We start from the raw sequence: 22,070 nt of genomic DNA on the forward strand, positions 1-22,070 counted from the left end.
TGGTTGCGGCCCCCTGGTGTTTCCGGGGTGGCGTGGTTCTGGCCCACAGCATCGAGCGGCGGAATACTTGAAGCGTCAACTACGTTGTGTTGTGATGAAGGCATTGACGGGGACACGACCCGGTGAATCCGCAGTGCCGGCTCAGACGCCGCCCGCCCGAGTAGAGGACGGGTCGAACCCCGAGGAGACCAGCCATGTCCTTCACCGCATCTGGTACCACCGCAGATCCTGTTGTCCTGCGGCGCCAGTCCATGCAGCATCAGCCCATCAGTGGGCGCCCTGTCGCCGATCTGCTGCCGGCCGGCCTGTCCATGGGGATGGTGACCCTGAAGTCTGACGACGTGGCACGCCTGCGGACCTACTACGAGCAGGCCCTGGGGCTCGTCGCCTTGGCGGAGGATGGCCCCAACGTCATCCTGGGCCGGAACGGCGTGCCGCTCGTCGGCGTCGAGGAGGCTCGTGGCCTCAAGCTCCCGGGTGAGGGCCAGGCCGGCCTCTATCACGTGGCCATCCTCTTCGAGGAGGCTGCCGATCTCGCTGCCGCCGTCTACTCTGCCGTGCGCCTGGACCCCACGCGGTTCGTCGGCAGTTCGGACCATCTCGTCTCTGAGGCCTTCTACTTCCAGGATCCGGACAACAATGGCATCGAACTGTACGTCGACCGGCCCCGTGGCCAGTGGCAGTGGGGTCCCGACCGCCAGGTGGCCATGACGACCAACTACCTGCCGTGGGACCGGTACCTGGACACGCATCTCACCGAGGAGGCCGTGAACCGGCTGACCACCGCGCCTGCCTCCGTGGGGCACGTCCACCTCCAGGTGGGAAACGTCCAGGAGGCAGAGGACTTCTATATCCGGGAGCTCGGCTTCGAGAAGACCACCGCGCTCGGCACCATGGCCCTGTTCGTATCCGCGGGTGGCTATCACCACCACATGGCCATGAACACGTGGAACTCCACCGGAGTCGGTCCTCGCCGCAACACTCTCGGGCTGGGGTCCGTCGAGATCACCCTGCCGCAGGGTGACGGGCTGGGGTCCGCCGAGGACCGGCTCAGGAGAGCCGGACGGGCCGTACAGCTCACCGAGCGCGGCCTCGAGGTCCGCGACCCGTGGGACACGCTGCTCGTGCTCTCCGAGGCCGAGGTGCCGGCCGGCGTCGGGCCCGGTGCGGAGGCCGCGCCCGAGTCGAAGTAGGGCGCTCCGCGGGCGAACTAGGACAAACGGCCGGGTGTCTGGCAGAATGGAACGGTACTGAACTGCCGTCCGGGCGACCCTCTATCACTCCGGTCGGCCGTTCTGTCAGCAGCACACCACCCCGCGCCAACCCCACGGCCGGCGTGCACGCTGCGCCAAAACCAAGAACCAGGAGCTACCACACCCGTGGCCGTAAAGATCCGTCTGAAGCGTTTCGGCAAGATTCGCGCCCCGTACTACCGCATTGTCGTCATGGACTCCCGCACCCGCCGCGATGGCCGTGCGATCGAGGAGATCGGCAAGTACCACCCCACCGAGGAGCCCTCGTTCATCGAGGTCAACTCCGAGCGGGCACAATACTGGCTGTCCGTGGGCGCCCAGCCCACCGAGCAGGTGCACGCCATCCTCAAGATCACCGGTGACTGGCAGAAGTTCAAGGGTGAGCCGGGTGCCGAGGGCACCCTGAGGACCAAGCAGCCGAAGGAGGCCTTCGTGACTCCGCAGAAGGGCTCGGTCATCATCCCGGAGGCCATCACGCCGAAGAAGGAGGCCGCTGAGGCCCCTGCCGACGCCGCTGAAACCACCGAGGTCGCCGCCGACTCCGCCGAGGCTCCGGCCGACGAGAAGACCGAGTGACCATGCTGCAGGAAGCGCTCGAACATCTGGTCCGGGGAATCGTGGATTCCCCGGAAGATGTTCAGGTCGACCTGCGGAACAACCGTCGCGGTGAAGTCCTCGAGGTTCGTGTCGATCCAGCCGACCTGGGTCGGGTGATCGGCCGCCAGGGCCGGACCGCCACTGCGTTGCGCACCGTGCTGGACGGCCTCGCCGGCCATCCGGTCCGGGTCGACGTCGTGGACACGGACCGCCGCCGGTAGCTGTACCGTGCCGCGCCGTCCCGCCCTGCGGGGCCGGCGAGGCCGCATGACATGATGGCCCGTGTCCGGACACCGTCCGGCACGGGCCATCGTCGTCCCTGACCCTCTTGCCCTCTTCTTGACCTCTTCCGAAAGGACCCCACCGACATGCCGCAGCCAGGTGCCGAGAACCAACCCCGCGACGAGCGCGAGCTCGTCCGAGTCGCGAGGATCGGCAAGCCCCATGGCATCCACGGTGAGGTGACCGTCCAGGTGTTCACGGATGAGCCCGGAGAGCGGTTCAGTCCGGGAGCGGTGTTGCGAGGCCGCCGTGGTGGTCAGGGTGCCGGCCGGGACGGGACGCTGACCGTGGTCCGGGCTCGGTGGAACAAGGACATTCTCTTGCTGGCTCTGGATGAGGTGGCCGACCGAAATCAGGCCGAGGCGCTCCGCGGCACCGAGCTCTTCGCCGAGCCGGACGAGGCGGAGGAGGATGACGCCTGGTACGAGGAGGACCTGGTCGGACTGATCGTCATGGTCGACGGCACGAAGGTCGGCACGGTGACCGGGCTGGTCACCGGAGAGGTCCAGGACCTGCTGGAGGTGGAGCTCGACGGCGGTACCGGCGCCCTGGTGCCGTTCGTCGAGGTGATCGTCCCGGAGGTCGATCCCGAGTCCGGCACGATCACCCTGACTCCGCCACCGGGCCTGTTGACGCTCAACGATCCCACGGCTGACGGCAGCTCGGCAGCGGGGGATCCTGCATGAGGATCGACGTCGTCACGATCTTCCCCGAGTACCTCCAGGCCCTCGATGTCTCGTTGATCGGCAAGGCTCGCCGGGATGGCCTGCTGGAGATCCGCATCCACGACCTGCGCGATCACACCTCTGACCGCCACCGCACCGTGGACGACACCCCCTATGGCGGGGGCGCCGGCATGGTCATGAAGCCGGAGCCCTGGGCGCTGGCGCTCGAGGAGATCGCAGCCTCCGCACCTGGCGCCGTCGACGCCTCGACCGCGCGTCCGGTACTGCTGGTGCCGACGCCGTCGGGCACGCTGTTCCGACAGTCCGTGGCCCAGGAGCTGGCCGGCGTGGAGCACCTCGTGGTGGCCTGCGGACGCTATGAGGGCATCGACGAGCGACTGTTCGAATGGGCCACCGAACTCTTCGAGGTCCGGCTGGTCTCTCTCGGCGACTACGTCCTCAACGGCGGAGAGGTGGCGGCTCTGGCGATGATCGAGGCCGTGGGGCGACTGGTGCCCGGTGTGGTCGGCAACCCGGAATCCCTCGTGGAGGAGTCCCACAGCGACGGACTGCTCGAGTACCCGGTCTACACCAAGCCCTCCTCGTGGCGTGATCGCGACGTCCCGGAGATCCTGTTGTCCGGCGATCACGGGCGGATCGCCGCCTGGCGGCACGACCAGCAATTGGCCCGCACCCGGGCCCGCCGCCCGGACCTCTTGCCATCCGAGTCCACCATGCCAGGAGACAAGACGGACTCGGATCTGGCATAATGGTCAGCTGTGTCAACTGGACATCCGACCTGCCACAGGGGGCGGATGCCGACAGTCTGACCCACCGGCACCCAGACGGGTCAACCGGGCCCTAGCTTGGGCATGCCCATCCCGACGCCTCCACATCCGGAGGCACCGGCCGGCGTGCCGCTGATGACGTGAATGACCTGTGGCGTTCGCCAGGAGTATCACCATGCATATTCTCGACTCCCTCGATGCGCCCTCGCTGCGCAACGACGTTCCCGATTTCCGCCCCGGTGACACCGTCAAGGTGCACGTGAACATCGTCGAAGGCAAGACCGCCCGTGTGCAGGTCTTCCAAGGCTTCGTCATGGGCCGCCACGGCCATGGCGTGCGCGAGACCTTCCGTGTCCGCAAGGTGTCCTTCGGCGTCGGCGTGGAGCGTACCTTCCCGGTGCACTCCCCGGTCATCGACAAGATCGAGCTCGTCTCCCGCGGGGACGTGCGCCGCGCCAAGCTGTACTACATGCGCGATCGCCACGGCAAGGCCGCCAAGATCAAGGAGAAGCGCGACTTCTCGGCCAAGAAGGCCTGATCTGCGCGTCCGCGTGATCATGACCCGATGACCGACCTGTCGTCAGACTCGTCGCCTCGTCAGCGCCGCGGGCGCCGGAACCCCCAGGGGAACCGGCGCCCGCGGCGTCGTCGTCTCCGGGCGGCGTTCGAGGCGTATCCAGCCCGGGCCTGGACCGTCCTCGTCGGCGCGGTGCTGATCGCCGCCGTGCTGGCTGCTGCCCTGCTGCGCAGCACCGTGGCGGACCTGTATCTCATTCCCACCGGGTCCATGGAGCCGATGCTGCTCCCCGGAGACCGTATCAGTGTGGACCGAGGAGCCTACGCGGCCGAGCCCGTGGAGCGGGGCGACGTGGTCGTCGTGGACGGGGAGGGCAGCTTCGTGCCCTATGATGCACGGCCGGCAGCTGCCCGGGCGGCGGACGAGGCGCTGCAATGGCTCGGCCTGGCACCGGACACCTCTGCCTACGTGAAGCGGGTGGCCGGCGTGGGCGGGGACACCGTCTCCTGCTGCAGCGCCGACGGCCTGCTCGAAGTCAACGGCGAGGCCGTCGCGGAGGACTATCTCGCCGAACCGCCGGCCGCCCGCACCGCGTTCACCGCCGACGTGCCCGAGGGGCGGCTGTTCCTCCTGGGGGACAACCGCCACCACTCCCACGATTCGCGCAGCCTCCTGGGTGCCCCGGGTGGCGGCATGATCGAAGAGACCAAAGTCGTCGGGAAGGTGACCGGCATCGCGTGGCCCGTGGAGCGACGCACCCCGCTGGAGCCGGGGCCGGGAGCGGGTGAGCGGTAGAGTGGACAGCCGGACCAGTGGAGAGGACGGCGAGATGGCCCAGGAGAACAACCCGGGGGCACCTGAGGCCCCTCGAGGGGAAGGCTCTGGGACGACCCCCGCCGAAACCCCCATCGATTCCCCCGTAGGCCATGATGCTGGTCATGTCACCGGCCCGGCCACGAGCCACGGCGGCGCTTCCTCCGGAGGGCACCGGCTCTGGCTCGCGGTCCGTGAGGTCGTCCTGATCGTGCTCATCACCCTGCTGGCCTCCTTCCTGGTGAAGACCTTCCTGTTCCGCGCGTACTACATCCCGTCCGGATCCATGGAGCAGACGCTGCAGATCAATGACCGGATCTTCGTCAACCTCCTCGTCCCCGGCCCCTTCGACGTGGAGCGCGGTGACGTGGTCGTCTTCGAGGACACCAAGGGATGGCTCGGAGAGCCGGCCCCGGTGGCATCGAATCCCGTCCGCGAGGCCCTCGAATTCATCGGCCTGATGCCGAACTCCTCCGAGCAGCACCTCGTCAAACGACTCATCGGCCTGCCGGGGGACCGGGTGGAGTGCTGTACCGCCGAGGGCATGCTCACCGTCAACGGCGTGCCGGTCGAGGAGCCCTACCTGCACCCGGGGTCGGCCCCCTCGGACGTCCCCTTCAACGTCACGGTGCCCGAGGGCCAGATCTGGGTGATGGGCGACCACCGGAACGCCTCCGCCGACTCCCGCATGCACCAGGACGGCCCGGGCAACGGATTCATCAGCCTGGATGACGTGACCGGCCGTGCCGAGGTCATCGCCTGGCCCTTGTCCCGCTGGGGGGACGCCGGCGGCAATCGCGACGCCTTCGAGCACGTCCCCGAGTCCGAGGCGGCCCGGACGGGGTCCGAATGACTCCCGCCCGCCGCCGAGCTGGACGTCGGTCCGCATGACCACGCGGACCACCGTGCCCGGCCCTGACCTGTCCGTCGAACTCTCACTCGTCGCGGCTCAACTGGCCCTCGCATCATCCGCAGGTCCCGGTGACGTCGGGCGCACCGGGCGGACGGAACACCCCGGGCGCCCGCTGTTGGTCGCCGGCATGGACGAGGTGGGCCGGGGTGCTCTCGCCGGTCCGGTGAGCGTGGGGGTCGTCGTCGTGGCCTTGCCCGACGTCGGCCCGCAACCGGCCGTCCGTGACTCCAAGGCCCTGTCCGCCAAGCGTCGGGAGGCGCTGGTCCCCGAGATCCTCGCCTGGGGTGCCGCAGCCGCCGTCGGTCATGCGGAACCGGGGGAGATCGACCGGTACGGGATCTCCGCAGCACTCGCCCTTGCGGGGAGGCGGGCCTGGCACCGGGTGGCGGCCGATCTGGGGTGCATCCCGGACGCGTTGGTGCTGGACGGGCGAGACAACTGGCTGCCGCGGTCTCCGTTCCAGGCGAGCATCGGCTTGGCCCCCGGCCCCGGTGCGGTTCACCTCCAGGTCAAGGCCGATGCCACGTGTGCGACCGTCGCGGCCGCGTCGATCCTGGCCAAGGTGGAACGCGATGGGCTGATGACCGGCCTGGCGGAGGCCTTTCCCGACTACGGTTGGGAGGGCAACAAGGGCTATGGTGCCGCGGTGCACCGGCAGGCCATCCTGGACCGGGGGCCGAGCCCCTACCATCGGATGAGCTGGAACCTGGGCCTGTCCCGCGGCCAGGAGTCGACCCCGGTCTGGCCGCAGAGGACGGAACAGGGCTGGGAGCCGGGCCTGCAACAGGGAGAATGGACGGCATGAGCGGCGACGAACTCGAGAACTACGAATCCGAGATGGAGCTCCAGCTCTACCGGGAGTACCGCGACGTGGTGGGCCTCTTCCGGTACGTGGTGGAGACCGAGCGCCGTTTCTACCTGGCCAATGCGGTGGAGGTGAAGGCCCGCTCTGAGGGCGGCGAGGTGTTCTTCGAGGTCCTGATGGAGGACGCCTGGGTATGGGACATCTACCGTACCGCCCGATTCGTCAAACGGGTGCGGGTCCTCAGCTTCAAGGATGTCAACGTGGAGGAGCTGCCGCAGAACGATGATCTGCAGCTGCCCCAGGACGGGCCGGCCCTGCCGTAACGCCCGCCCTGCCGTCACCGGAGAGCCGGCGAGTTCCTCCACAGCGCACCTGTTCGCCCCTCACATCCACAGTGACCACCCGCCACGCCCCACGCAGCCCTGCCAGCGAGCAGGCTGGTGCGTGGAGGTACATCAATGGAGCAATCCACCGCGGCCGGTCGCCGGCCGCAGCAATCATCAGCCCACACGGCACTCGGCCGCTTCGGGGAAGACGTGGCCGCCCGGTGGCTGCAGGACCAGGGTTACGAGATCGTGGACCGCAACTGGCGCTGCCCGGACGGTGAACTCGACCTTGTGGGGATCCACCAGGGGTGGTGGGTGGCGGTGGAGGTCAAGACCCGACGCGGGATCGGCTACGGGCACCCCTTCGAGGCCATCAACCCGCGCAAACTCCGCCGGTTGCACCGGTTGTCACTCCAATGGGCGGCGGCGCACCCGGAGTTGCGGCGGTTGGCCGGCTGGAGGGTGGACGCGGTCTCCGTCCTGCTTCCGGCCGGTGGGGGCCTGACCGTCGAGGTCCTCAAGGACATCCGCCTGTGAGCGCGGCTGCCGTCATGGGACGGACCTTGGCCGTGGCGCTCACCGGCATGCACGGCCACTTGGTGGAGGTCGAGGCTGACATCGGCCAGACGCTGCCCGGCTTCGTCCTGCTCGGCCTGCCGGACCAATCGCTCCAGGAGAGCCGGGACAGGATCAAGGCCGCCGCCCGCAACTCCGGGTTGCCGCTGACCCGGAGGCACCTGACCGTTAACCTGGTGCCGGCAGCACTGCACAAACGCGGGCCGGGATTCGATCTGGGGATCGTGATGGCCGCATATGCCGCAGACCGACAAGTGCACGGCGTGCACGGGCCCGTGTTCCTCGCCGAACTGGGATTGGATGGCCGGTTGCGCCACGCGCCGGGGATCCTGCCCTCTGTGATGGCGGCGGTCGAATCCGGGTATCCGGAGGTCGTGGTGGCGGAGGAATCGGCGGATGAGGCCTCCCTGGTGCCCGGTGCCAGGGTGCGCGGGTTCCGCTCGTTGCATGAGGTGATCCGGGCCTTCGGCGGCGAACCGGAGCCCCCACTGGCCAGTGCCGTGGCGGGGCGGACACCGGCGTCGGGGGGTGAGGACACGGCCACCTCCGTTTCTCTGAAGGGTGGACACGAACCCGATCTCTCTGAGGTCTCGGGGCAGTTCGAGGCCCGCTTCGCCTTGGAGGTGGCTGCAGCCGGGGGACATCACATTCTGTTGGAGGGGAGTCCGGGGGCGGGCAAGACAATGCTGGCGGAACGGCTGCCTGGCATCCTGCCGCCATTGGATGACCAGACAGCTCTGGAGGCGACCGCGGTACGGTCACTGACTGGAAGGCCTCAGGATGCAGCCCGGCTGATCCGTAGCGCCCCGTTCCAGGCTCCCCACCATTCCGCCTCCATGGCGGCTCTGGTGGGTGGTGGCTCAGGCATCGCCCGGCCCGGGGCTGCGTCCCTGGCGCACGGCGGGGTGCTGTTCCTGGACGAGGCCCCGGAGTTCGACCGGCGCGTCCTGGACGCCTTGCGTCAGCCCCTGGAGTCCGGCGCCATCACCCTGCACCGATCCTCCGGGGCAGTGCGCTATCCGTCCCGCTTCCAACTCGTGCTCGCGGCGAATCCCTGCCCCTGCGGCTGGGGCGGTGGGCGCGGCAGCAAGTGCCGGTGCACGTCCTTGCAACGGAGGCGCTACACCGCCAAGCTCTCCGGCCCTCTGTTGGATCGGGTAGACATCCAGGTCACGGTGCCGGCAGTGGACGCGGCTGCCCTGACCTCCGGGGCAGGAGGGGAGGACTCGGCGACCGTCCTGGGCCGCATCCTGCCGGCGGTCGAGAGGCAGGCCACGCGGCTGAGTCCCTTCGGACTGTCCCGCAATGCGCACATCCCGGCGGCCGTGTTGCGGGACGGACCATTGGCCATCGAGCGTCGGGCACGCGCCGCAGCCGATGCGGCCCTGGATCGAGCAGAACTCACCGCCCGGGGACATGCCCGTGTCATGCGACTGGCCTGGACCATGGCGGATCTGCGGGATGCGGCCCGGCCGGCAGCGGAGGACGTGGACGCGGCCCTGTACTTGCGGCGCCGGGGAGATGGGGAGAAGGCAGCATGAATGGAAACTCGGACAAGGAGATGAAGCCCGACATGAGCAGTGGTGCGAGCCTGGAGGACACCGGACACCCGAGCCGCCGCATGATCGGTCTCCTCGGCGCGGAGACGGGTTTGGACGAGATCCGCATTGCCCGGGCGGCGTTGACCCGACTGCTCGAGCCGGGATCGGTCCTGGGTGCCACTGCGGTCCGGGTCTGGGGTGCCTTGCGTGCGGTCCAGATCCTCACCGGGCAGGACACTCCGGGCGCCGATGAACGGCAGGATCTGAGACTGGCCCTCGCCTCCGAGGGCGTGACGCTGACCGATCGGACCTGGACCACGTCCCTCGCCGGGTGGGCGGCCCGCGCCTCGAGCCTCGCCCCCGAACGCGACTTGGCCTCGCTCGAGCGAATGGGCGGAGGATTGCTGATCCCTGAGGATGCGGAGTGGCCCAGCGGAGCGGACGATCTGGGGCCGGCCGCCCCGGTGGCCTTGTGGTTCCGGGGTGCAGGACCTGTTCCTCGCGGGGGCTCCACCCTGGCCGTGGTGGGGAGCCGTGACGCCACCGGCTATGGGCAGTCGGTGACGAGGACCCTGGCGGGGGGTCTGGCCGCGCGGGGACTGACAGTGATGTCCGGAGGGGCCTACGGCATCGACGCCATGGCCCACCGGGCGGCGCTGGCCTCCGGCACGGGAGCGCCGCCGACGGTGGCCGTCATGGCCGGAGGCCTGGACCGTTACTACCCGGCCGGCAATGAGGACCTGTTGCGAGAGGTGGTGGCCCAGGGGCTGCTGCTGTCCGAGTTGCCACCGGGTGCCAGCCCGACTCGGCACAGGTTCCTGCAACGCAACCGCGTCATCGCTGCCCTGTCCGCAACTGTGCTGGTGGTGGAGGCCCGGTGGCGTTCCGGCGCGCAGAACACGGCCGGTCATGCCTTGGGCCTGGGCCGGGACGTTGGGGTGGTCCCCGGACCAGTGACCTCCCCGCAGTCCGCCGGTTGCCACCGGTTGCTTCGAGAATCCCCCGCGGTCGTCGTCAGTGACGTGGAGGAGGCTCTGGCCCTGATGCCGAGCAGTGACGGCCATGTCGAGCACGCCGCTCGCGGTCGAGAGTCGGTGCTGCGCGGGGACAGCCCTGGAAGTGCTGGAGATGGTGGAGGCCCTGGAAGGTTGAGTGGCTCGGGTGGCTCGGGTGTCTCGGGTGGTTCATCGAGCACCGCTCGGCCCCATGACCACCTCACGGTGGAAGAGCTGTTGGTCTATGAGGCGCTGCCCCTCCGTACTGCCGCGCCGGTGGACAAGCTCTGCGCCGTGGCAGGTCTGGGGCCCGGTACGGTCATGGGCACCCTGAAGAAACTTCAACGTCAATCATTGGCCGAACAACGGGAGTCGGGCTGGCGCCGGGGCGCGGTCTCGGGGAATTGATAGCGGAAACCACAGCGGCAGTGACCGCGCCAGAGATAACCACAGTGATGACGTCAGAGATCACGGCAGGGCAGCCAGACTGACAATGACCTGGGAGGGGAGTCGTATCCCAGCGAGAGAGCGGGACGGTGGCAGAGTGGGACCATGTCCGCCTCCTCTGCACCGCGCTCCGTGCGAGCCGGAACTCCGCCCCGGCTCGCGGCCCGGGACCGTGCCTGGGTCGAGGGCTTCGCCGACCACTTGATGCACGAACGCAACCGCTCGGACCAGACCGTCCGGGCCTATCTCTCGGACGTGGAAGGCCTCGTCATCGAGGTGGCCGAACACGAGCAGCTGGTCCCCGTGGGGGGAGCCTGGCCTGAGGTCCTCGGGGGACTCGACCTGGCCGACCTGCGCGGCTGGCTGGGCCGTCTGTCCGCCGCCGGTCGTTCGCGGTCCACGCTCGCCCGGAAGACGGCCTCCGTGCGGGTCTTCATGGCGTGGGCCGTGCGCGAGGGTCACCTCGAGCAGGACCCGTCGCTCCGGTTGAGCTCGCCGAAGCGCAGCAGCACGCTGCCTGATGCGTTGAGTGCCGACCAGGCCGGACGACTGTTGGACTCCGCCGGGGCTCCCTCTCCGGAGGACGCCCGGGGACGGGCCGTGGCCCTACGGGATGCGGCCCTGCTGGAGGTGCTGTATGCGACCGGCTTGCGCGTCTCCGAACTGGTGGGACTGGACCGTCAGGACGTAGACCATGAACGCCGCACGCTGGTGGTTACCGGCAAGGGTGGCAAGCAACGGACGGTCCCTTTCGGTGCGCCGGCGGCGACCGCCATCGAACGCTGGCTGGATCACGGTCGCCGGGTCCTCGTCCCCGGTGACCCGTCTGGCCATCGTCCGCCCTCAGCCTCAGCCTCAGCCTCAGCCTCAGGCCCAGGCCCAGCCGGGGACGCCCTGTTCCTGGGCGTCCGGGGCGGACGTCTGGGCGTACGCCAAGTCCGCGAGGTCGTCAATCGGGCCCTGGCCGGGCTCGGGGACACCGCCGCCCGCGGTCCCCACGTGCTACGTCATACAGCAGCCACCCATCTGCTCGACGGCGGCGCAGACCTGCGCAGTGTGCAGGAACTACTGGGCCACTCCTCCCTGCAGACCACACAGCTGTACACCCACATCTCGGTCGAACGACTGCGCGAGGGGTACCGGCAGGCGCATCCGCGGGCCTGAACGGGTGTCGATCTTGGCTCTGGACGCAGTTGTGGGGCACAATGGTCCCGGAAGCACACCGGTGTCATTCCTTCGACTGACCTCGGAGCTTCCGGTAGCAGCTTCAGTAACTGAACATATCGAGGCATCTGGCGCAGGTCGCTGCCTCCCGGGAACCCTTGAGGTTCACCCGCCTGTGGGGTCGTTGGGGAAGACGTACCGCACAGCACTGGGAGGAACGTATGTCTGAAACCATGGTCCGTGGAATTGTGTACATCCACTCGGCCCCGGCCGCTCTATGCCCACACATCGAGTGGGCGGTGGGCTCTGTTCTGGGTGCCCAGGACCAGCTCGAGTGGACGGCGCAGCCGGCATCCCAGGGTGCCTATCGAGCTGAGATCGTCTGGACCGGACCCCAGGGTTCGGGTGCCCGGCTGGCATCCGCCTTGCGTGGGTGGGCCCACTTGCGCTACGAGATCACTGAAGAGGCCTCCGCTGGAGCGGACGGCAGCCGATGGTCTCATACTCCCGAGCTGGGCATCTTCCATGCCACCACGGACGTCACGGGCAACATCATGGTGTCTGAGGATCGCATCCGCTACGCGTACGAACAGGGTAGTGGCAACCCCTCTGCCGTCTTCCACGAACTGAGCCTGGCCCTGGGCGAGGCATGGGACGAGGAGCTTGAGCCCTTCCGGCAGGCCGCCGAGGGAGCCCCGGTGCGCTGGCTGCACCAGGTCGGTTAGTAGTCCTCCACAGCTGCAGCATCGGCCTCAACAGCCGCCACGCTTCTCTAGCCGCCGCTTGAGCTGACGCGGGGAGCCGCGCCTCGGCAGTGCCCTTTTCCTCCCAGAACGACAGAACCCGCCAGGTGATCCTGGCGGGTTCTGTCGTTGAAGCAACAGCGGGCGCGGGCCGTTGGTCCGGTGTCAGATGCTTCGGAACAGGGACACGGCGTTGTGACCGCCGAACCCGAAGGAGTTGTTGACCGCCACGCGGGAGCCCTGGGGCAGCTGATGAGGCTGACCGGTCACCACGTTCAGCGGGATCTCCGGGTCCTGGTTCTCGAGGTTGATGGTCACCGGGGCCTGACCGTGGTGGACGGCCAGCACGGAGAGCACGGACTCGATGGCACCGGAGGCTCCGAGCAAGTGCCCTGTCTGGCTCTTGGTGGCGGACACAGCCACCTCGTCCAGGTGACCACCGAAAACGGACTTCATGGCCAGGTACTCCGGGCGGTCGCCGACCGGGGTTGAGGTGGCGTGGGCATTGACGTGGCTGACGTCCGTCGGTGCGGCACCGGCCGATTCCAGGGCGAGGGTCAGGGCGCGGGAGGCCCCGAGCCCCTCAGCCTCGGGAGCGGTGATGTGATAGGAGTCCGAGGTGACGCCCGTTCCGGCCAGCTCGGCGTAGATGCGGGCTCCGCGGGCCTTGGCGTGTTCCTCGGACTCGATGACCAGGGCACCGGCTCCCTCGCCGAGCACGAAGCCGTCACGGTCCCTGTCATAGGGGCGGGAGGCACGCTCCGGTTCGTCGTTGCGCCGGGACAGGGCCTGCATTGAGGCGAATGCGGCGATCGGCAGCGGGTGGATGGCGGCTTCCGCGCCGCCGCAGACCACCACGTCCGCCTGGCCGGAGCGGATGAGTTCCAGACCGATGTCGAGGGACTCGGTGCCGGAGGCGCAGGCGGACACCATGGTCCTGGCACCGGCTCGGGCGCCCAGGGCCAGACTGATGGCTGCGGCCGGTCCGTTCGGCATGAGCATGGGCACCGTCATGGGCAGCACGCGGCGCGGGCCCTTGTTCCGCAGGGTGTCCCAGCCGTCGAGCAGGGTCCACACACCGCCGATGCCGGTGCCGAACGACACGGCGAACCGATCCGGGTCCACGGAGCTGTCCTGGTCCGTCCCGACGGCCAGCCCGGCGTCAGCCCAAGCCTCACGGGCGGCCACCATCCCAAACTGGGTGCTGGGGTCCATCCGCTTCATCTCCACCTTGGACAGTGTCTCTGACACCGGGGTGGACACCTGGGCGGCGAAGGTCACGGGCAATTCGTACTCGGCGACCCATTCCTGCTCCAGCGGGCGGGCACCCGAGGTTCCGGCGAGGGCGTTCTGCCACAGGGTCGGGACGTCACCGCCGATGGGTGTCGTGGCACCGAGCCCGGTGATCACGGCTGTGCGGTTCATGTATCTACCTTTGGTCTACCGGGTCGGTGGACCCGAACGAGTGGTTTGTGAGGGGCGGGAACGGCCCTGGACCGGGGGAGGGGCCGGCCGGCGTCGGGACAGTCCGTCGGTTCGCCGGCCGGCTCACTCACCGGTCGCTGTGGTCCAACGGCAGGTCAGGCCTGGGCGTTGGCGATGAACTCGACGGCGTCGTTCACGGTCTTGAGGTTCTTGACTTCCTCATCCGGGATCTTGACGTCGAACTTCTCCTCGGCGTTGACCACGATGGTCATCATCGAGATCGAATCGATGTCCAGGTCATCGGTGAAGGACTTATCCAGCTGGACGTCCTCGGACTCCAGGCCGGTCTCTTCGTTGACGATCTCTGCGAGGCCGGCGAGGATCTCTTCCTTGTTTGCCATGGTGGCTCCTTCAGTGTGGATGGTGGTGGTTGATCCAGCGTCGATCGACGTGGAGGTCAGGTCAGGGGGAGCGGCTCAGGGGAGCCGGACCACCTGGGCGCCGTAGACCAGCCCGGCGCCGAAACCAATCTGGAGGGCGAGGCCCCCGCTGAGAGAGGGGTCCTCCTGCAGGACCCGGTGCATGGCCAGGGGGATGGAGGCGGCGGAGGTGTTGCCGGTCTCCTTGATGTCCCGGCCGATGGTCACCGTGTCCGGCATCTTCAGCTGCTTGGCCAGTTCGTCGATGATCCGCTCGTTGGCCTGGTGCGGCAGGAAGGCAACCAGGTCCTCGGCGCGGACACCGGCCTTGTCCAGGGCCTCCTGGGCCACCTTGGCCATGGACCACACGGCCCAGCGGAACACGCTCGGGCCGTCCTGGTGCAGCGTCGGCCACAGCTTGGAGTCCGGATCGGTCAGGGCGGAGGTGTCCCCCGTCCTCCGAGCAGTCTCCGCGGCATCACGCAGGTCGAGGATCGAGCGGGACATGCTCACGGTCTCCCAGCGCTCACCGTCGGACCCCCAGACGCTCGGGGCGATCCCGGCATCCTCGGCGGCGGCCACCACTACGGCACCGGCGCCGTCGCCGAGGATGAAGGAGATCGAGCGGTCCGTCTCGTCGATGAAGTCGGAGAGCTTCTCAGCACCGACGACGAGCACGTGCTGGGCCATGCCGGACCGTACCAGGGCGTCGGCCTGTGCCACGCCGTAGCAGTAACCGGCACAGGCGGCGGAGATGTCGAAGGCCGGCGCGGGGGTGGCACCGATGTTGTGGGCCAGCGCGGCAGCGGCGGAGGGGGTCGCGTAGGGGGAGGTGACGGTCGAGACGATGACGGCGTCGATGTCCGTCCCGCTGAGGCAGGCCTTCTCCATCGCCTCCTGGGCCGCCTGGGTGCTGAGGTCGAGCAGGGACAGGTCCCGGTCCGCCCGGCGACGGGTGACGATGCCGGTGCGCTTCTGGATCCACTCGTCCGAGGAGTCGATCGGCCCGGCGATGTCATCATTGGTCACCACCAGGTTGCCGCGCGCGGCGCCCACGGAGAGGATGCGGCTGCCGGCAACGGGCTCGTACTGCTTCAGGGTGGTGGTCATGGTGTCCTCGGGGTTATCGGGTGCAGTCTGGTGAGTGGGGCGCGGACCCAGGAGGTCCCCGTGCGTCCGGCGTCCGGTCAGCCGGCCCTGTCGGTGGTGGGGACGGTGGCGGCCCCGCCGTGCTCGGCGATGAAGTCGCGGGCGGCGTCCAGGTCCGCAGGGGACTTCACGGCCAGGGTGGGCGTCCCCTTCAGGGCGCGCTTGGCCAGCCCGGTGAGGGTGCCGCCCGGCAGCAGTTCCAGGATGCCGGTCACGCCGGAATCCCTGAGGGTGTCCATGCAGAGGTCCCAGCGGACCGGACGGGTCACCTGGTCCACGAGCTGATCCATGAACCGGCGTCCGGTGTCCACCTCAAGCCCGTCACGGTTGGACAGCAAGGAGACGGCAGGGTCCCGGGGGGCCAACCCGTCAGCGTAAGAGGTCAGGGCCGGGACGGCCGGGGCCATATACGGGGTGTGGAAGGCGCCGGCGACCTTGAGGGCGATGACGCGGGCCTTGGCCGGCGGGTTCTCGGCCAGCGCGGCCAGCGCGGCGGCCGAGCCGGCGGCGACGGTCTGGCCCCCGCCATTGACATTGGCCGGTACAAGTCCGTGGGCCTCGAGGGCGGTCAGGACCTCGTCCGGGTCGCCTCCGAGGACGGCGGACATCCCGGTCGGTTCGGCCGCTGCGGCCTGGGCCATGCCGGTGGCGCGAATCCGGACGAACTCCAGGGCCTCGTCCGCGGGGAGGACGCCGGCCAGGACAGCCGCGGTGATCTCACCCACAGAGTGTCCCGCTGCGATCCATCCGCCAGCGGGAACGGAGCCCAGATGCAGGGCCCGGGCAGCCAGCAGGCCGGCGGCCACGATGAGGGGCTGGGCCACGGCTGTGTCCCTGATCGTGGCCTCGTCCGACACGGTTCCGTGGGCGGTCAGGTCGACCCCGGTGGCGGTGGACCACTCGGCGAGCAGGCCAGCCATGCCGTCCAACTCGAGCCACGGTGTGAGGAACCCGGGGGTCTGGGAGCCCTGTCCGGGGCACACGATCGCAAGCATGTCCTTAACTGTGTCAAAACCGTGACCGGGTTCCGGGGCGGCGGGGACACCAAGCTCCGGTCGGTGTTTTGGAGGATTCCTACAAGTTGGTCCCGGGGGCGGGGGGCAGACGACCGACGACCAGGGCGGTCTGCAGGACGTAGGCGTCCCGCGGGGACAGGGGATCCCACCCGGTGATCTCGCTGACCCGCCGTAGTCGGTAGCGGACTGTGTTGGCGTGGATGAACAGTTCCCGGGCGGTTCCCTCGAGGGAATGGCCCAGCTCGCAGTAGGCGTCCACCGTCTCCAGCAGGGAATTGCCCGCGGCCTGGAGGGGTGTGAAGACGCGCTGGACCAGCACGTCGATGGCGGCCTGGTCGCCATGCAGGGCGCGCTCGGGGAGGAGGTCCTGGGCATGGGCGGGGCGGGGTGCGCGGGGCCAGGCGGCGGCGGCGGCCAGTCCGGCGAGGGCTTCGCGAGCGCTGCGGTGGGCATCCACCAGGCTGTCGGAGAGGGGGCCGTAGACCACCGGGCCGTCACCGAACCAGGGTGCCAGGGCGACTGCTGCCTGGCTGGCATCGGTGACGCCGCCGACCACGAGGACGATCCGTTCGGACTGGACCCCCACCAGCAGGTCATGGCCGGCGCGGACCGCAGTGCGCCGTGCCCCCGCCAGACGGGTGGGCAGATCGGCGGCCGGGGTCGGCCCGGCCATCACCATGATTCCCTTGTCGCCGTTCCAGCCGGCAGCGGTGGCCCGGGAGAGGATCTCGTCCGGTGCCTCACCGCGCAGCACAGCGTCCAGCAGGACCGCCTCGTTCCGACTATCCCAGGCGCCGCGGGTCTCGGCGGCACGGGCATAGACATCGGCCAAGGCGAAGGCGATCTCGCGCGAGTATCTCAGGACTGCCTCGCGCACGAGGATCTGGTCTCGGTCCTGCACGATCCCCGGGACTTGGGCCTCCACCACATCCACGACCGTGCGGATCAGCTGGAGGGCTCGCTGCAGGCTGATGGAGCGGGTCAACTCGGTGGGGGCGCCGCCGAAGACCTCCCCCAGGACGGTGCTGATGGAGGTGGTCGGGCGTTCGAACCAGGACAGGAATCCGGTGAGCCCGCGCTGGGCGATGAGGCCGAGGGAGGAGCGTTCGTCCGGCGTCAGCTTGCGATACCACGGCAGGGTGGAATCCAGACGCTGGAGCGTCGCAGTGTTGAGCACGCCCAGATGGCCCCGCAGTCGGCGCAGGGACTCCTCGGAGATCTTGCGCGTCGGTGGGGTGCTACGCGCGTCGGACATGCACTCGAGCATAGGCCCCGGCGAGGGCGTCGTGACGCGCGTGACACAGGCGCATTGTGGGAAACCCACAAGGACGACGACGGCCGGTGAGGCGCGCTGGGCACCTCACCGGCCGTCGTCGGGATCCGGACGAGCCCGGACAGGGATCCCGGAGGACCCTGGGGAGGGGGTCAGGAATCGCCACCGGCATTGCCGGTGGTCCCGGCGTTGACGTCGTCGATCCGGTACTTGCGGTAGGCCTCGGCGGCAGTGCCCTCCGTGACCTTTCCGTCCTTCTCCAGCATCTGCAGTGCCTTCACGACCATCGAGTGGGTGTCGATGAGGAAGTAGCGGCGGGCTGCGGCGCGGGTGTCAGCGAAGCCGAACTCGTCAGCACCCAGGGTGGCGAAGTCGTTCGGGACGAAGGGGCGGATCTGGTCGGGAACCAGGGTGGCGTAGTCCGTGGTGGCCACCACGGGTCCCTCCGTCTCGGCCATCTTCTGCGTGAGGTAGGGAACGCGGGCCTTGCCCTCCGCGTTCTCCATCGCCTCGCGTTCGGCGGCCACGGCGTCACGGCGCAACTCGTTCCAGCTCGTCACGGACCACACGTCGGCGGCCACGTTCCACTCCTCGGCGAGGACCTTGGCCGCGTCGATGACCCATGGTACGGACACTCCGGAACCCATGAGCTGGACCTTCGGCCCGGTGACGTCGGCGCTGGCCTGGCTGTAGCGGTAGATGCCCTTGAGCAGCCCCTCCACGTCCAGGTCCTCCGGCTCGTTCGGGTGGATGATCGGCTCGTTGTACACGGTGAGGTAATACATGACGTTGCGGACGTCGTCTCCGCGGTCATGCTCCCCGTACATGTCCTCCAGGCCCTGGCGGACGATGTGCGCGATCTCGAAGGAGAACGCCGGGTCGTAGTGCTTCACCGCGGGGTTGGTGCCGGCCAGAATCGGCGAGTGGCCGTCCATGTGCTGGGTGCCCTCACCGGCCAGAGTGGTGCGTCCGGCGGTGGCGCCGATGACGAAACCGCGGGCCAGCTGGTCACCGGCGGCCCAGAAGGCGTCGCCGGTGCGCTGGAAGCCGAACATCGAGTAGAAGATGTACACGGGGATCATCAGCTCGCCGTGCGTGGAGTAGGACGTGCCCACGGCGGTCATCGCCGAGGTGGCGCCGGCCTCGTTGATGCCCACGTGGTACAGCTGGCCGGATGTGGACTCCTTGTAGGACAGCATCAGTTCCCGGTCCACGGACAGATAGTTCTGACCCTTGGGGTTGTAGATCTTTGCCGTGGGGAAGAACGAGTCCATGCCAAAGGTACGGGCCTCGTCCGGGATGATCGGCACGATGCGGTTACCGATGTTCTTGTCCCGCATCAGGTCCTTGAGCAGCCGCACGAAGGCCATGGTGGTGGCGGCCTGCTGCTTGCCGGTGCCCTTGCGGGCGTGCTTGTAGGTCGCCTCCGGCGGCATGGGGATCTTGTCATAGTCCGTGCGGCGTTCTGGCAGGAACCCGCCCAGCTTCTGGCGCCGCTCCATCATGTACTTGATCTCCGGTGCATCCGGACCCGGGTGGTAGTAGGGCACGTTGTACGGGTCGGCTTCGATCTGCTCGTCCGTGATGGGGATGCGGTGGCGGTCGCGGAACAGCTTGACGTCCTCGACCGTGAGCTTCTTCATCTGGTGCGTCGAGTTCTTACCCTCGAAGTGCGGACCCAGTCCGTAGCCCTTGATGGTCTGCGCGAGGATGACGGTCGGCTTGCCCTTGTACTCCATGGCGGCCTGGTAGGCGGCGTAAACCTTGTTGTAGTCGTGTCCGCCGCGCTTGAGGCCCCAGATCTCGTCGTCCGTCATGTCGGCGACCATCTCCTTGGTCACCGAGGAGCGGCCGAAGAAGTGGTCCCGGACGAATCCGCCGGACTCCGCCTTGTAGGTCTGGTAGTCGCCGTCGAGGGTCTCGTTCATGATGCGGACGAGCTCGCCCTCGTTGTCCTGGTCGAGCAGCTGGTCCCATTCGCGGCCCCAGAGGACCTTGATGACGTTCCAGCCGGCGCCGCGGAAGTAGGCCTCCAGCTCCTGGACGATCTTGCCGTTGCCGCGAACCGGCCCGTCGAGTCGCTGCAGGTTGCAGTTCACCACGAAGTTCAGGTTGTCGAGCTTGTCATTGGCGGCGATGTGAAGGGCGCCACGTGATTCTGGCTCGTCCATCTCGCCGTCGCCGAGGAAAGCCCAGACCTGCTGGTCCGAGGTGTCCTTGATCCCGCGGTTGTGCAGGTATCGGTTGAACTGCGCCTGGTGGATCGCGTTGATCGGACCGAGGCCCATGGACACGGTGGGGAACTGCCAGAAGTCCTTCAGCATGCGCGGGTGCGGGTAGGAGGGCAGGGCCTGGGGCGCCTTGGACTTCTCCTGGCGGAAGCCGTCGAGCTCCTCCTCGGTCAGCCGTCCCTCGAGGAAGGCCCGGGCGTAGTTGCCGGGTGAGGAGTGGCCCTGGAAGAAGACCTGGTCGCCACCGCCCGGGTGGTCCTGTCCGCGGAAGAAGTGGTTCAGGCCCACTTCGTAGATGGTAGCCAGGCCGGCGTAGGAGGAGATGTGTCCGCCGACCCCGACCCCCTCGCGCTGGGCACGCTGGACGATCATGGCGGCGTTCCACCGCAGATAGTTGCGGTAGCGGCGCTCGAGCTCCTCGTCTCCGGGGTACTCGGGCTCCTGGTCCACGGGGATCGTGTTGACATAGTCCGTGGTCGTGACCATCGGTACGCCGACCGACTTGGTGCCGGCCCGCTGTAGGAGTTGGCGCATGATGTACTCCGCGCGCTCCGTGCCCCGCTCTTCCACGAGTCCGTCGAAGGACTCGATCCACTCGGCCGTCTCCTGGGGATCTTTGTCTGACATCTGGTTGGTCAGTCCGCTCAGGATGTGGGAGCTCTCTTCAGCTGCGCTCACGGCAACCTCTCTGTCGGCGGATGGTCTCCGCTGGTCTGGTGGGCCCGCGGTCCACACCGGGATCGTCCGGCTGGATGGTCAGTGGCGAGTCCTCTGGTTCCACCCACGACTGTATAACCTGACGGGCCTCGGATGCAGGCTTGCGTACCCCGCATGGCCCGTGGTGCCCGGGAGGACGTAATCTGGTGAGATGATGCCCACATGGGTACCACGCAACAGTCAAGGAGAGATGTGAACCAGCCAGACTCCGCCCCCGCCGTAGGGCGTACTGCGGAGACCAGTGAGGGACCGGCCGCGAAGATGGGCCTTTCCGAAGGCAAACTGGTCCAGGAACTCGGTTTTGACGAGGACATCGACTTCGATTTCCGGAACACACTCGAGGACGAGCTCGGTAACGAGTTGCTGACTGAGGAGGACCAGGAGCCGGTCGATGCCGTCCTGTTGTGGTGGCGGGAGGCGGACGGAGACGTCGACGACCTGGCCGATGCCCTCATGGACTCGCAGACCACGTTGGACACGGGCGGGACGCTGTGGTTGCTCACCCCGCGCAACGGTCGAGACGGCCACGTTCCGCCGGCGGACATCGCCGAGGCGGCGCCGACGGCTGGCCTGCACGTCACCACCACGGCCGGCGTCTCTGCGGACTGGTCTGCCACCCGGCTGGTGGGCAAGCGAAACCTGTGACCGGTCCGGCGGGGGAGAGGGAGATCCCCGCGGACATGCCGGCCCTGCGGGACCAATACGGCCAGCTCTGGTCGTGGCCTCCCGTAGTGCCGCCGTCCCCGGCGGCGCTCGGTGCCAGTCGCGGGACCACGCACGACGACGGCGCCGCGCCCACCCGCTGCTGGCTGTTCTTCCTGCCGGGTGCCTTCACCCCGGTGTGCTCTGCCGAGCTCGGCTGGGTCGACGAGCTGGCCGAGCGGCTGGCACCGGCCGGCGTCGGGCTCCGGGTGGTGTCCTGCGATTCCGCCGCAGTGCTGCGCAAGATCGCAGACGAGACCGGGATCCGAACCCCGCTGCTGTCCGACTTCTGGCCCCACGGGGCGGCGGCCCGCGCGGTAGGTGAGTTCAATGAGGTCACCGGCCGGGCGCGGCGCAGCAGTGTCCTGATGGACGCCGCCGGAACGGTGCTGGCCCGAGTCCGGGCCGACGCAGGGGGCGAGCGCCGGCTCCAGGACCACCTGGACGCCGTTTTGGGGGAGAGGTCCAGCACCCCGATGTGACGTTGCAGATCGTGCCGCTGAGGTAGCATGGAGCGGTCCGGTGGCGGTCTGCCCGCACCGGGGGTTGGGGCCTATAGCTCAGTTGGTTAGAGCACTTCGTTTACACCGAAGGGGTCGGGGGTTCGAGTCCCTCTGGGCCCACCTAACGCACAAGGCTCGATCCTTGCCGACAGAATTGCTGATGGTGGTTCGGGACCTGTCTACGATCACCGCCCATGTAAGGGCGTTGGT

23 protein-coding genes and 1 tRNA gene are annotated in these 22,070 nt (G+C 68.5%); 18 read left to right on the plus strand and 6 right to left on the minus strand.

Features of this window, described 5'->3' with window-relative positions; all coding sequences use genetic code 11:
- Positions 1-251: 251 nt before the first annotated feature.
- The 15 genes from ABD134_RS02925 (at position 252) to ABD134_RS02995 (ending at position 12,407) form a co-directional block, all read left to right on the plus strand.
- Complete coding sequence (locus ABD134_RS02925) at positions 252-1,193, plus strand: VOC family protein (RefSeq protein WP_378108478.1); 942 nt, start codon at positions 252-254, stop codon at positions 1,191-1,193.
- Between the two features lie 186 nt (positions 1,194-1,379).
- A complete protein-coding gene (gene rpsP / locus ABD134_RS02930; RefSeq protein WP_344226563.1) occupies positions 1,380-1,829 on the plus strand; it encodes a 30S ribosomal protein S16 in 450 nt (149 codons plus the stop codon).
- Positions 1,830-1,831: 2 nt separating this feature from the next.
- Positions 1,832-2,071, plus strand: a complete 240-nt coding sequence (locus ABD134_RS02935) for an RNA-binding protein (RefSeq protein WP_313818443.1) — start codon at positions 1,832-1,834, stop codon at positions 2,069-2,071.
- A gap of 147 nt (positions 2,072-2,218) precedes the next feature.
- The gene (gene rimM, locus ABD134_RS02940; protein ID WP_344226565.1) at positions 2,219-2,818 is read left to right on the plus strand and encodes a ribosome maturation factor RimM; all 600 of its coding nucleotides are present in this window, start codon (positions 2,219-2,221) and stop codon (positions 2,816-2,818) included.
- Complete coding sequence (trmD, locus tag ABD134_RS02945) at positions 2,815-3,567, plus strand: tRNA (guanosine(37)-N1)-methyltransferase TrmD (protein ID WP_344226567.1); 753 nt, start codon at positions 2,815-2,817, stop codon at positions 3,565-3,567. The genes rimM and trmD overlap by 4 nt, the downstream gene beginning before the upstream one ends.
- Positions 3,568-3,760: 193 nt before the next feature.
- A complete protein-coding gene (gene rplS, locus ABD134_RS02950; RefSeq protein ID WP_344226569.1) occupies positions 3,761-4,123 on the plus strand; it encodes a 50S ribosomal protein L19 in 363 nt (120 codons plus the stop codon).
- Between the two features lie 27 nt (positions 4,124-4,150).
- Positions 4,151-4,897 (plus strand): signal peptidase I, encoded by a 747-nt coding sequence (gene lepB / locus ABD134_RS02955; RefSeq protein ID WP_344226571.1) that lies wholly within the window; start codon positions 4,151-4,153, stop codon positions 4,895-4,897.
- Positions 4,898-4,931: 34 nt separating this feature from the next.
- Positions 4,932-5,768 carry a signal peptidase I gene (gene lepB, locus ABD134_RS02960; protein ID WP_344226573.1) on the plus strand — a complete coding sequence of 279 codons (837 nt, stop codon included), beginning with the start codon at positions 4,932-4,934 and terminating at the stop codon, positions 5,766-5,768.
- 34 nt (positions 5,769-5,802) lie between these two features.
- A complete protein-coding gene (locus ABD134_RS02965) occupies positions 5,803-6,633 on the plus strand; it encodes a ribonuclease HII (protein ID WP_344226575.1) in 831 nt (276 codons plus the stop codon).
- Positions 6,630-6,956, plus strand: a complete 327-nt coding sequence (locus tag ABD134_RS02970; RefSeq protein ID WP_344226576.1) for a DUF2469 domain-containing protein — start codon at positions 6,630-6,632, stop codon at positions 6,954-6,956. The genes ABD134_RS02965 and ABD134_RS02970 overlap by 4 nt, the downstream gene beginning before the upstream one ends.
- A 135-nt stretch (positions 6,957-7,091) precedes the next feature.
- Positions 7,092-7,496 carry a YraN family protein gene (locus ABD134_RS02975; RefSeq protein WP_344226578.1) on the plus strand — a complete coding sequence of 135 codons (405 nt, stop codon included), beginning with the start codon at positions 7,092-7,094 and terminating at the stop codon, positions 7,494-7,496.
- Between the two features lie 14 nt (positions 7,497-7,510).
- Positions 7,511-9,076: a YifB family Mg chelatase-like AAA ATPase gene (locus tag ABD134_RS02980; protein WP_344227634.1), complete on the plus strand. Its 1,566-nt coding sequence runs from the start codon at positions 7,511-7,513 to the stop codon at positions 9,074-9,076.
- Between the two features lie 32 nt (positions 9,077-9,108).
- Positions 9,109-10,479: a DNA-processing protein DprA gene (gene dprA, locus ABD134_RS02985; RefSeq protein ID WP_344226580.1), complete on the plus strand. Its 1,371-nt coding sequence runs from the start codon at positions 9,109-9,111 to the stop codon at positions 10,477-10,479.
- A 144-nt stretch (positions 10,480-10,623) separates the two neighbouring features.
- A complete protein-coding gene (locus ABD134_RS02990; RefSeq protein WP_344226582.1) occupies positions 10,624-11,682 on the plus strand; it encodes a tyrosine recombinase XerC in 1,059 nt (352 codons plus the stop codon).
- Between the two features lie 221 nt (positions 11,683-11,903).
- Complete coding sequence (locus ABD134_RS02995) at positions 11,904-12,407, plus strand: DUF3145 domain-containing protein (protein WP_344226584.1); 504 nt, start codon at positions 11,904-11,906, stop codon at positions 12,405-12,407.
- A 183-nt stretch (positions 12,408-12,590) separates the two neighbouring features.
- Here ABD134_RS02995 and fabF read toward each other — a convergent pair whose 3' ends face one another.
- From fabF to aceE, 6 genes are all read right to left on the minus strand, one after another.
- Positions 12,591-13,850 (minus strand): beta-ketoacyl-ACP synthase II, encoded by a 1,260-nt coding sequence (gene fabF / locus ABD134_RS03000; protein WP_344226586.1) that lies wholly within the window; start codon positions 13,848-13,850, stop codon positions 12,591-12,593.
- Between the two features lie 155 nt (positions 13,851-14,005).
- Positions 14,006-14,251, minus strand: a complete 246-nt coding sequence (locus ABD134_RS03005) for an acyl carrier protein (RefSeq protein ID WP_344226588.1) — start codon at positions 14,249-14,251, stop codon at positions 14,006-14,008.
- Between the two features lie 75 nt (positions 14,252-14,326).
- Complete coding sequence (locus tag ABD134_RS03010; protein ID WP_344226590.1) at positions 14,327-15,379, minus strand: beta-ketoacyl-ACP synthase III; 1,053 nt, start codon at positions 15,377-15,379, stop codon at positions 14,327-14,329.
- A gap of 77 nt (positions 15,380-15,456) precedes the next feature.
- A complete protein-coding gene (locus ABD134_RS03015) occupies positions 15,457-16,413 on the minus strand; it encodes an ACP S-malonyltransferase (RefSeq protein WP_344226592.1) in 957 nt (318 codons plus the stop codon).
- Positions 16,414-16,492: 79 nt separating this feature from the next.
- Positions 16,493-17,689 (minus strand): PucR family transcriptional regulator, encoded by a 1,197-nt coding sequence (locus ABD134_RS03020; RefSeq protein WP_344226594.1) that lies wholly within the window; start codon positions 17,687-17,689, stop codon positions 16,493-16,495.
- Between the two features lie 170 nt (positions 17,690-17,859).
- A complete protein-coding gene (gene aceE / locus ABD134_RS03025; RefSeq protein ID WP_344226595.1) occupies positions 17,860-20,616 on the minus strand; it encodes a pyruvate dehydrogenase (acetyl-transferring), homodimeric type in 2,757 nt (918 codons plus the stop codon).
- A gap of 300 nt (positions 20,617-20,916) precedes the next feature.
- Here aceE and ABD134_RS03030 point away from each other — a divergent pair, with 300 nt between their 5' ends.
- The 3 genes from ABD134_RS03030 to ABD134_RS03040 all read left to right on the plus strand — a co-directional run bounded on the left by ABD134_RS03030 (position 20,917) and on the right by ABD134_RS03040 (position 21,980).
- The gene (locus ABD134_RS03030; RefSeq protein ID WP_344227636.1) at positions 20,917-21,300 is read left to right on the plus strand and encodes a DUF3052 domain-containing protein; all 384 of its coding nucleotides are present in this window, start codon (positions 20,917-20,919) and stop codon (positions 21,298-21,300) included.
- On the plus strand, positions 21,297-21,839 hold the full coding sequence (locus ABD134_RS03035) for a redoxin domain-containing protein (RefSeq protein WP_344226596.1): 543 nt from the start codon (positions 21,297-21,299) through the stop codon (positions 21,837-21,839). Before ABD134_RS03030 ends, ABD134_RS03035 begins: the two co-directional genes overlap by 4 nt.
- A 67-nt stretch (positions 21,840-21,906) precedes the next feature.
- Positions 21,907-21,980 (plus strand) — tRNA-Val (locus ABD134_RS03040).
- Positions 21,981-22,070: the final 90 nt, after the last annotated feature.

Source organism: Citricoccus alkalitolerans (assembly GCF_039528175.1).
Classification (GTDB): domain Bacteria; phylum Actinomycetota; class Actinomycetes; order Actinomycetales; family Micrococcaceae; genus Citricoccus; species Citricoccus alkalitolerans.

Coding starts and splice junctions, on each gene's coding strand:
- ABD134_RS02995 (WP_344226584.1), top strand. CDS start 11,904: ATGTCTGAAACCATGGTCCGTGGAATTGTGTACATCCACTCGGCCCCG.
- rimM (WP_344226565.1), top strand. CDS start 2,219: ATGCCGCAGCCAGGTGCCGAGAACCAACCCCGCGACGAGCGCGAGCTC.
- trmD (WP_344226567.1), top strand. CDS start 2,815: ATGAGGATCGACGTCGTCACGATCTTCCCCGAGTACCTCCAGGCCCTC.
- ABD134_RS03005 (WP_344226588.1), bottom strand. CDS start 14,251: ATGGCAAACAAGGAAGAGATCCTCGCCGGCCTCGCAGAGATCGTCAAC.
- ABD134_RS03010 (WP_344226590.1), bottom strand. CDS start 15,379: ATGACCACCACCCTGAAGCAGTACGAGCCCGTTGCCGGCAGCCGCATC.
- lepB (WP_344226573.1), top strand. CDS start 4,932: ATGGCCCAGGAGAACAACCCGGGGGCACCTGAGGCCCCTCGAGGGGAA.
- ABD134_RS02965 (WP_344226575.1), top strand. CDS start 5,803: ATGACCACGCGGACCACCGTGCCCGGCCCTGACCTGTCCGTCGAACTC.
- ABD134_RS02925 (WP_378108478.1), top strand. CDS start 252: ATGCAGCATCAGCCCATCAGTGGGCGCCCTGTCGCCGATCTGCTGCCG.
- dprA (WP_344226580.1), top strand. CDS start 9,109: ATGAGCAGTGGTGCGAGCCTGGAGGACACCGGACACCCGAGCCGCCGC.
- lepB (WP_344226571.1), top strand. CDS start 4,151: ATGACCGACCTGTCGTCAGACTCGTCGCCTCGTCAGCGCCGCGGGCGC.
- ABD134_RS02990 (WP_344226582.1), top strand. CDS start 10,624: ATGTCCGCCTCCTCTGCACCGCGCTCCGTGCGAGCCGGAACTCCGCCC.
- ABD134_RS02935 (WP_313818443.1), top strand. CDS start 1,832: ATGCTGCAGGAAGCGCTCGAACATCTGGTCCGGGGAATCGTGGATTCC.
- ABD134_RS02980 (WP_344227634.1), top strand. CDS start 7,511: ATGGGACGGACCTTGGCCGTGGCGCTCACCGGCATGCACGGCCACTTG.
- ABD134_RS02975 (WP_344226578.1), top strand. CDS start 7,092: ATGGAGCAATCCACCGCGGCCGGTCGCCGGCCGCAGCAATCATCAGCC.
- ABD134_RS03020 (WP_344226594.1), bottom strand. CDS start 17,689: ATGTCCGACGCGCGTAGCACCCCACCGACGCGCAAGATCTCCGAGGAG.
- ABD134_RS03030 (WP_344227636.1), top strand. CDS start 20,917: ATGGGCCTTTCCGAAGGCAAACTGGTCCAGGAACTCGGTTTTGACGAG.
- ABD134_RS03015 (WP_344226592.1), bottom strand. CDS start 16,413: ATGCTTGCGATCGTGTGCCCCGGACAGGGCTCCCAGACCCCCGGGTTC.
- ABD134_RS02970 (WP_344226576.1), top strand. CDS start 6,630: ATGAGCGGCGACGAACTCGAGAACTACGAATCCGAGATGGAGCTCCAG.
- rplS (WP_344226569.1), top strand. CDS start 3,761: ATGCATATTCTCGACTCCCTCGATGCGCCCTCGCTGCGCAACGACGTT.
- fabF (WP_344226586.1), bottom strand. CDS start 13,850: ATGAACCGCACAGCCGTGATCACCGGGCTCGGTGCCACGACACCCATC.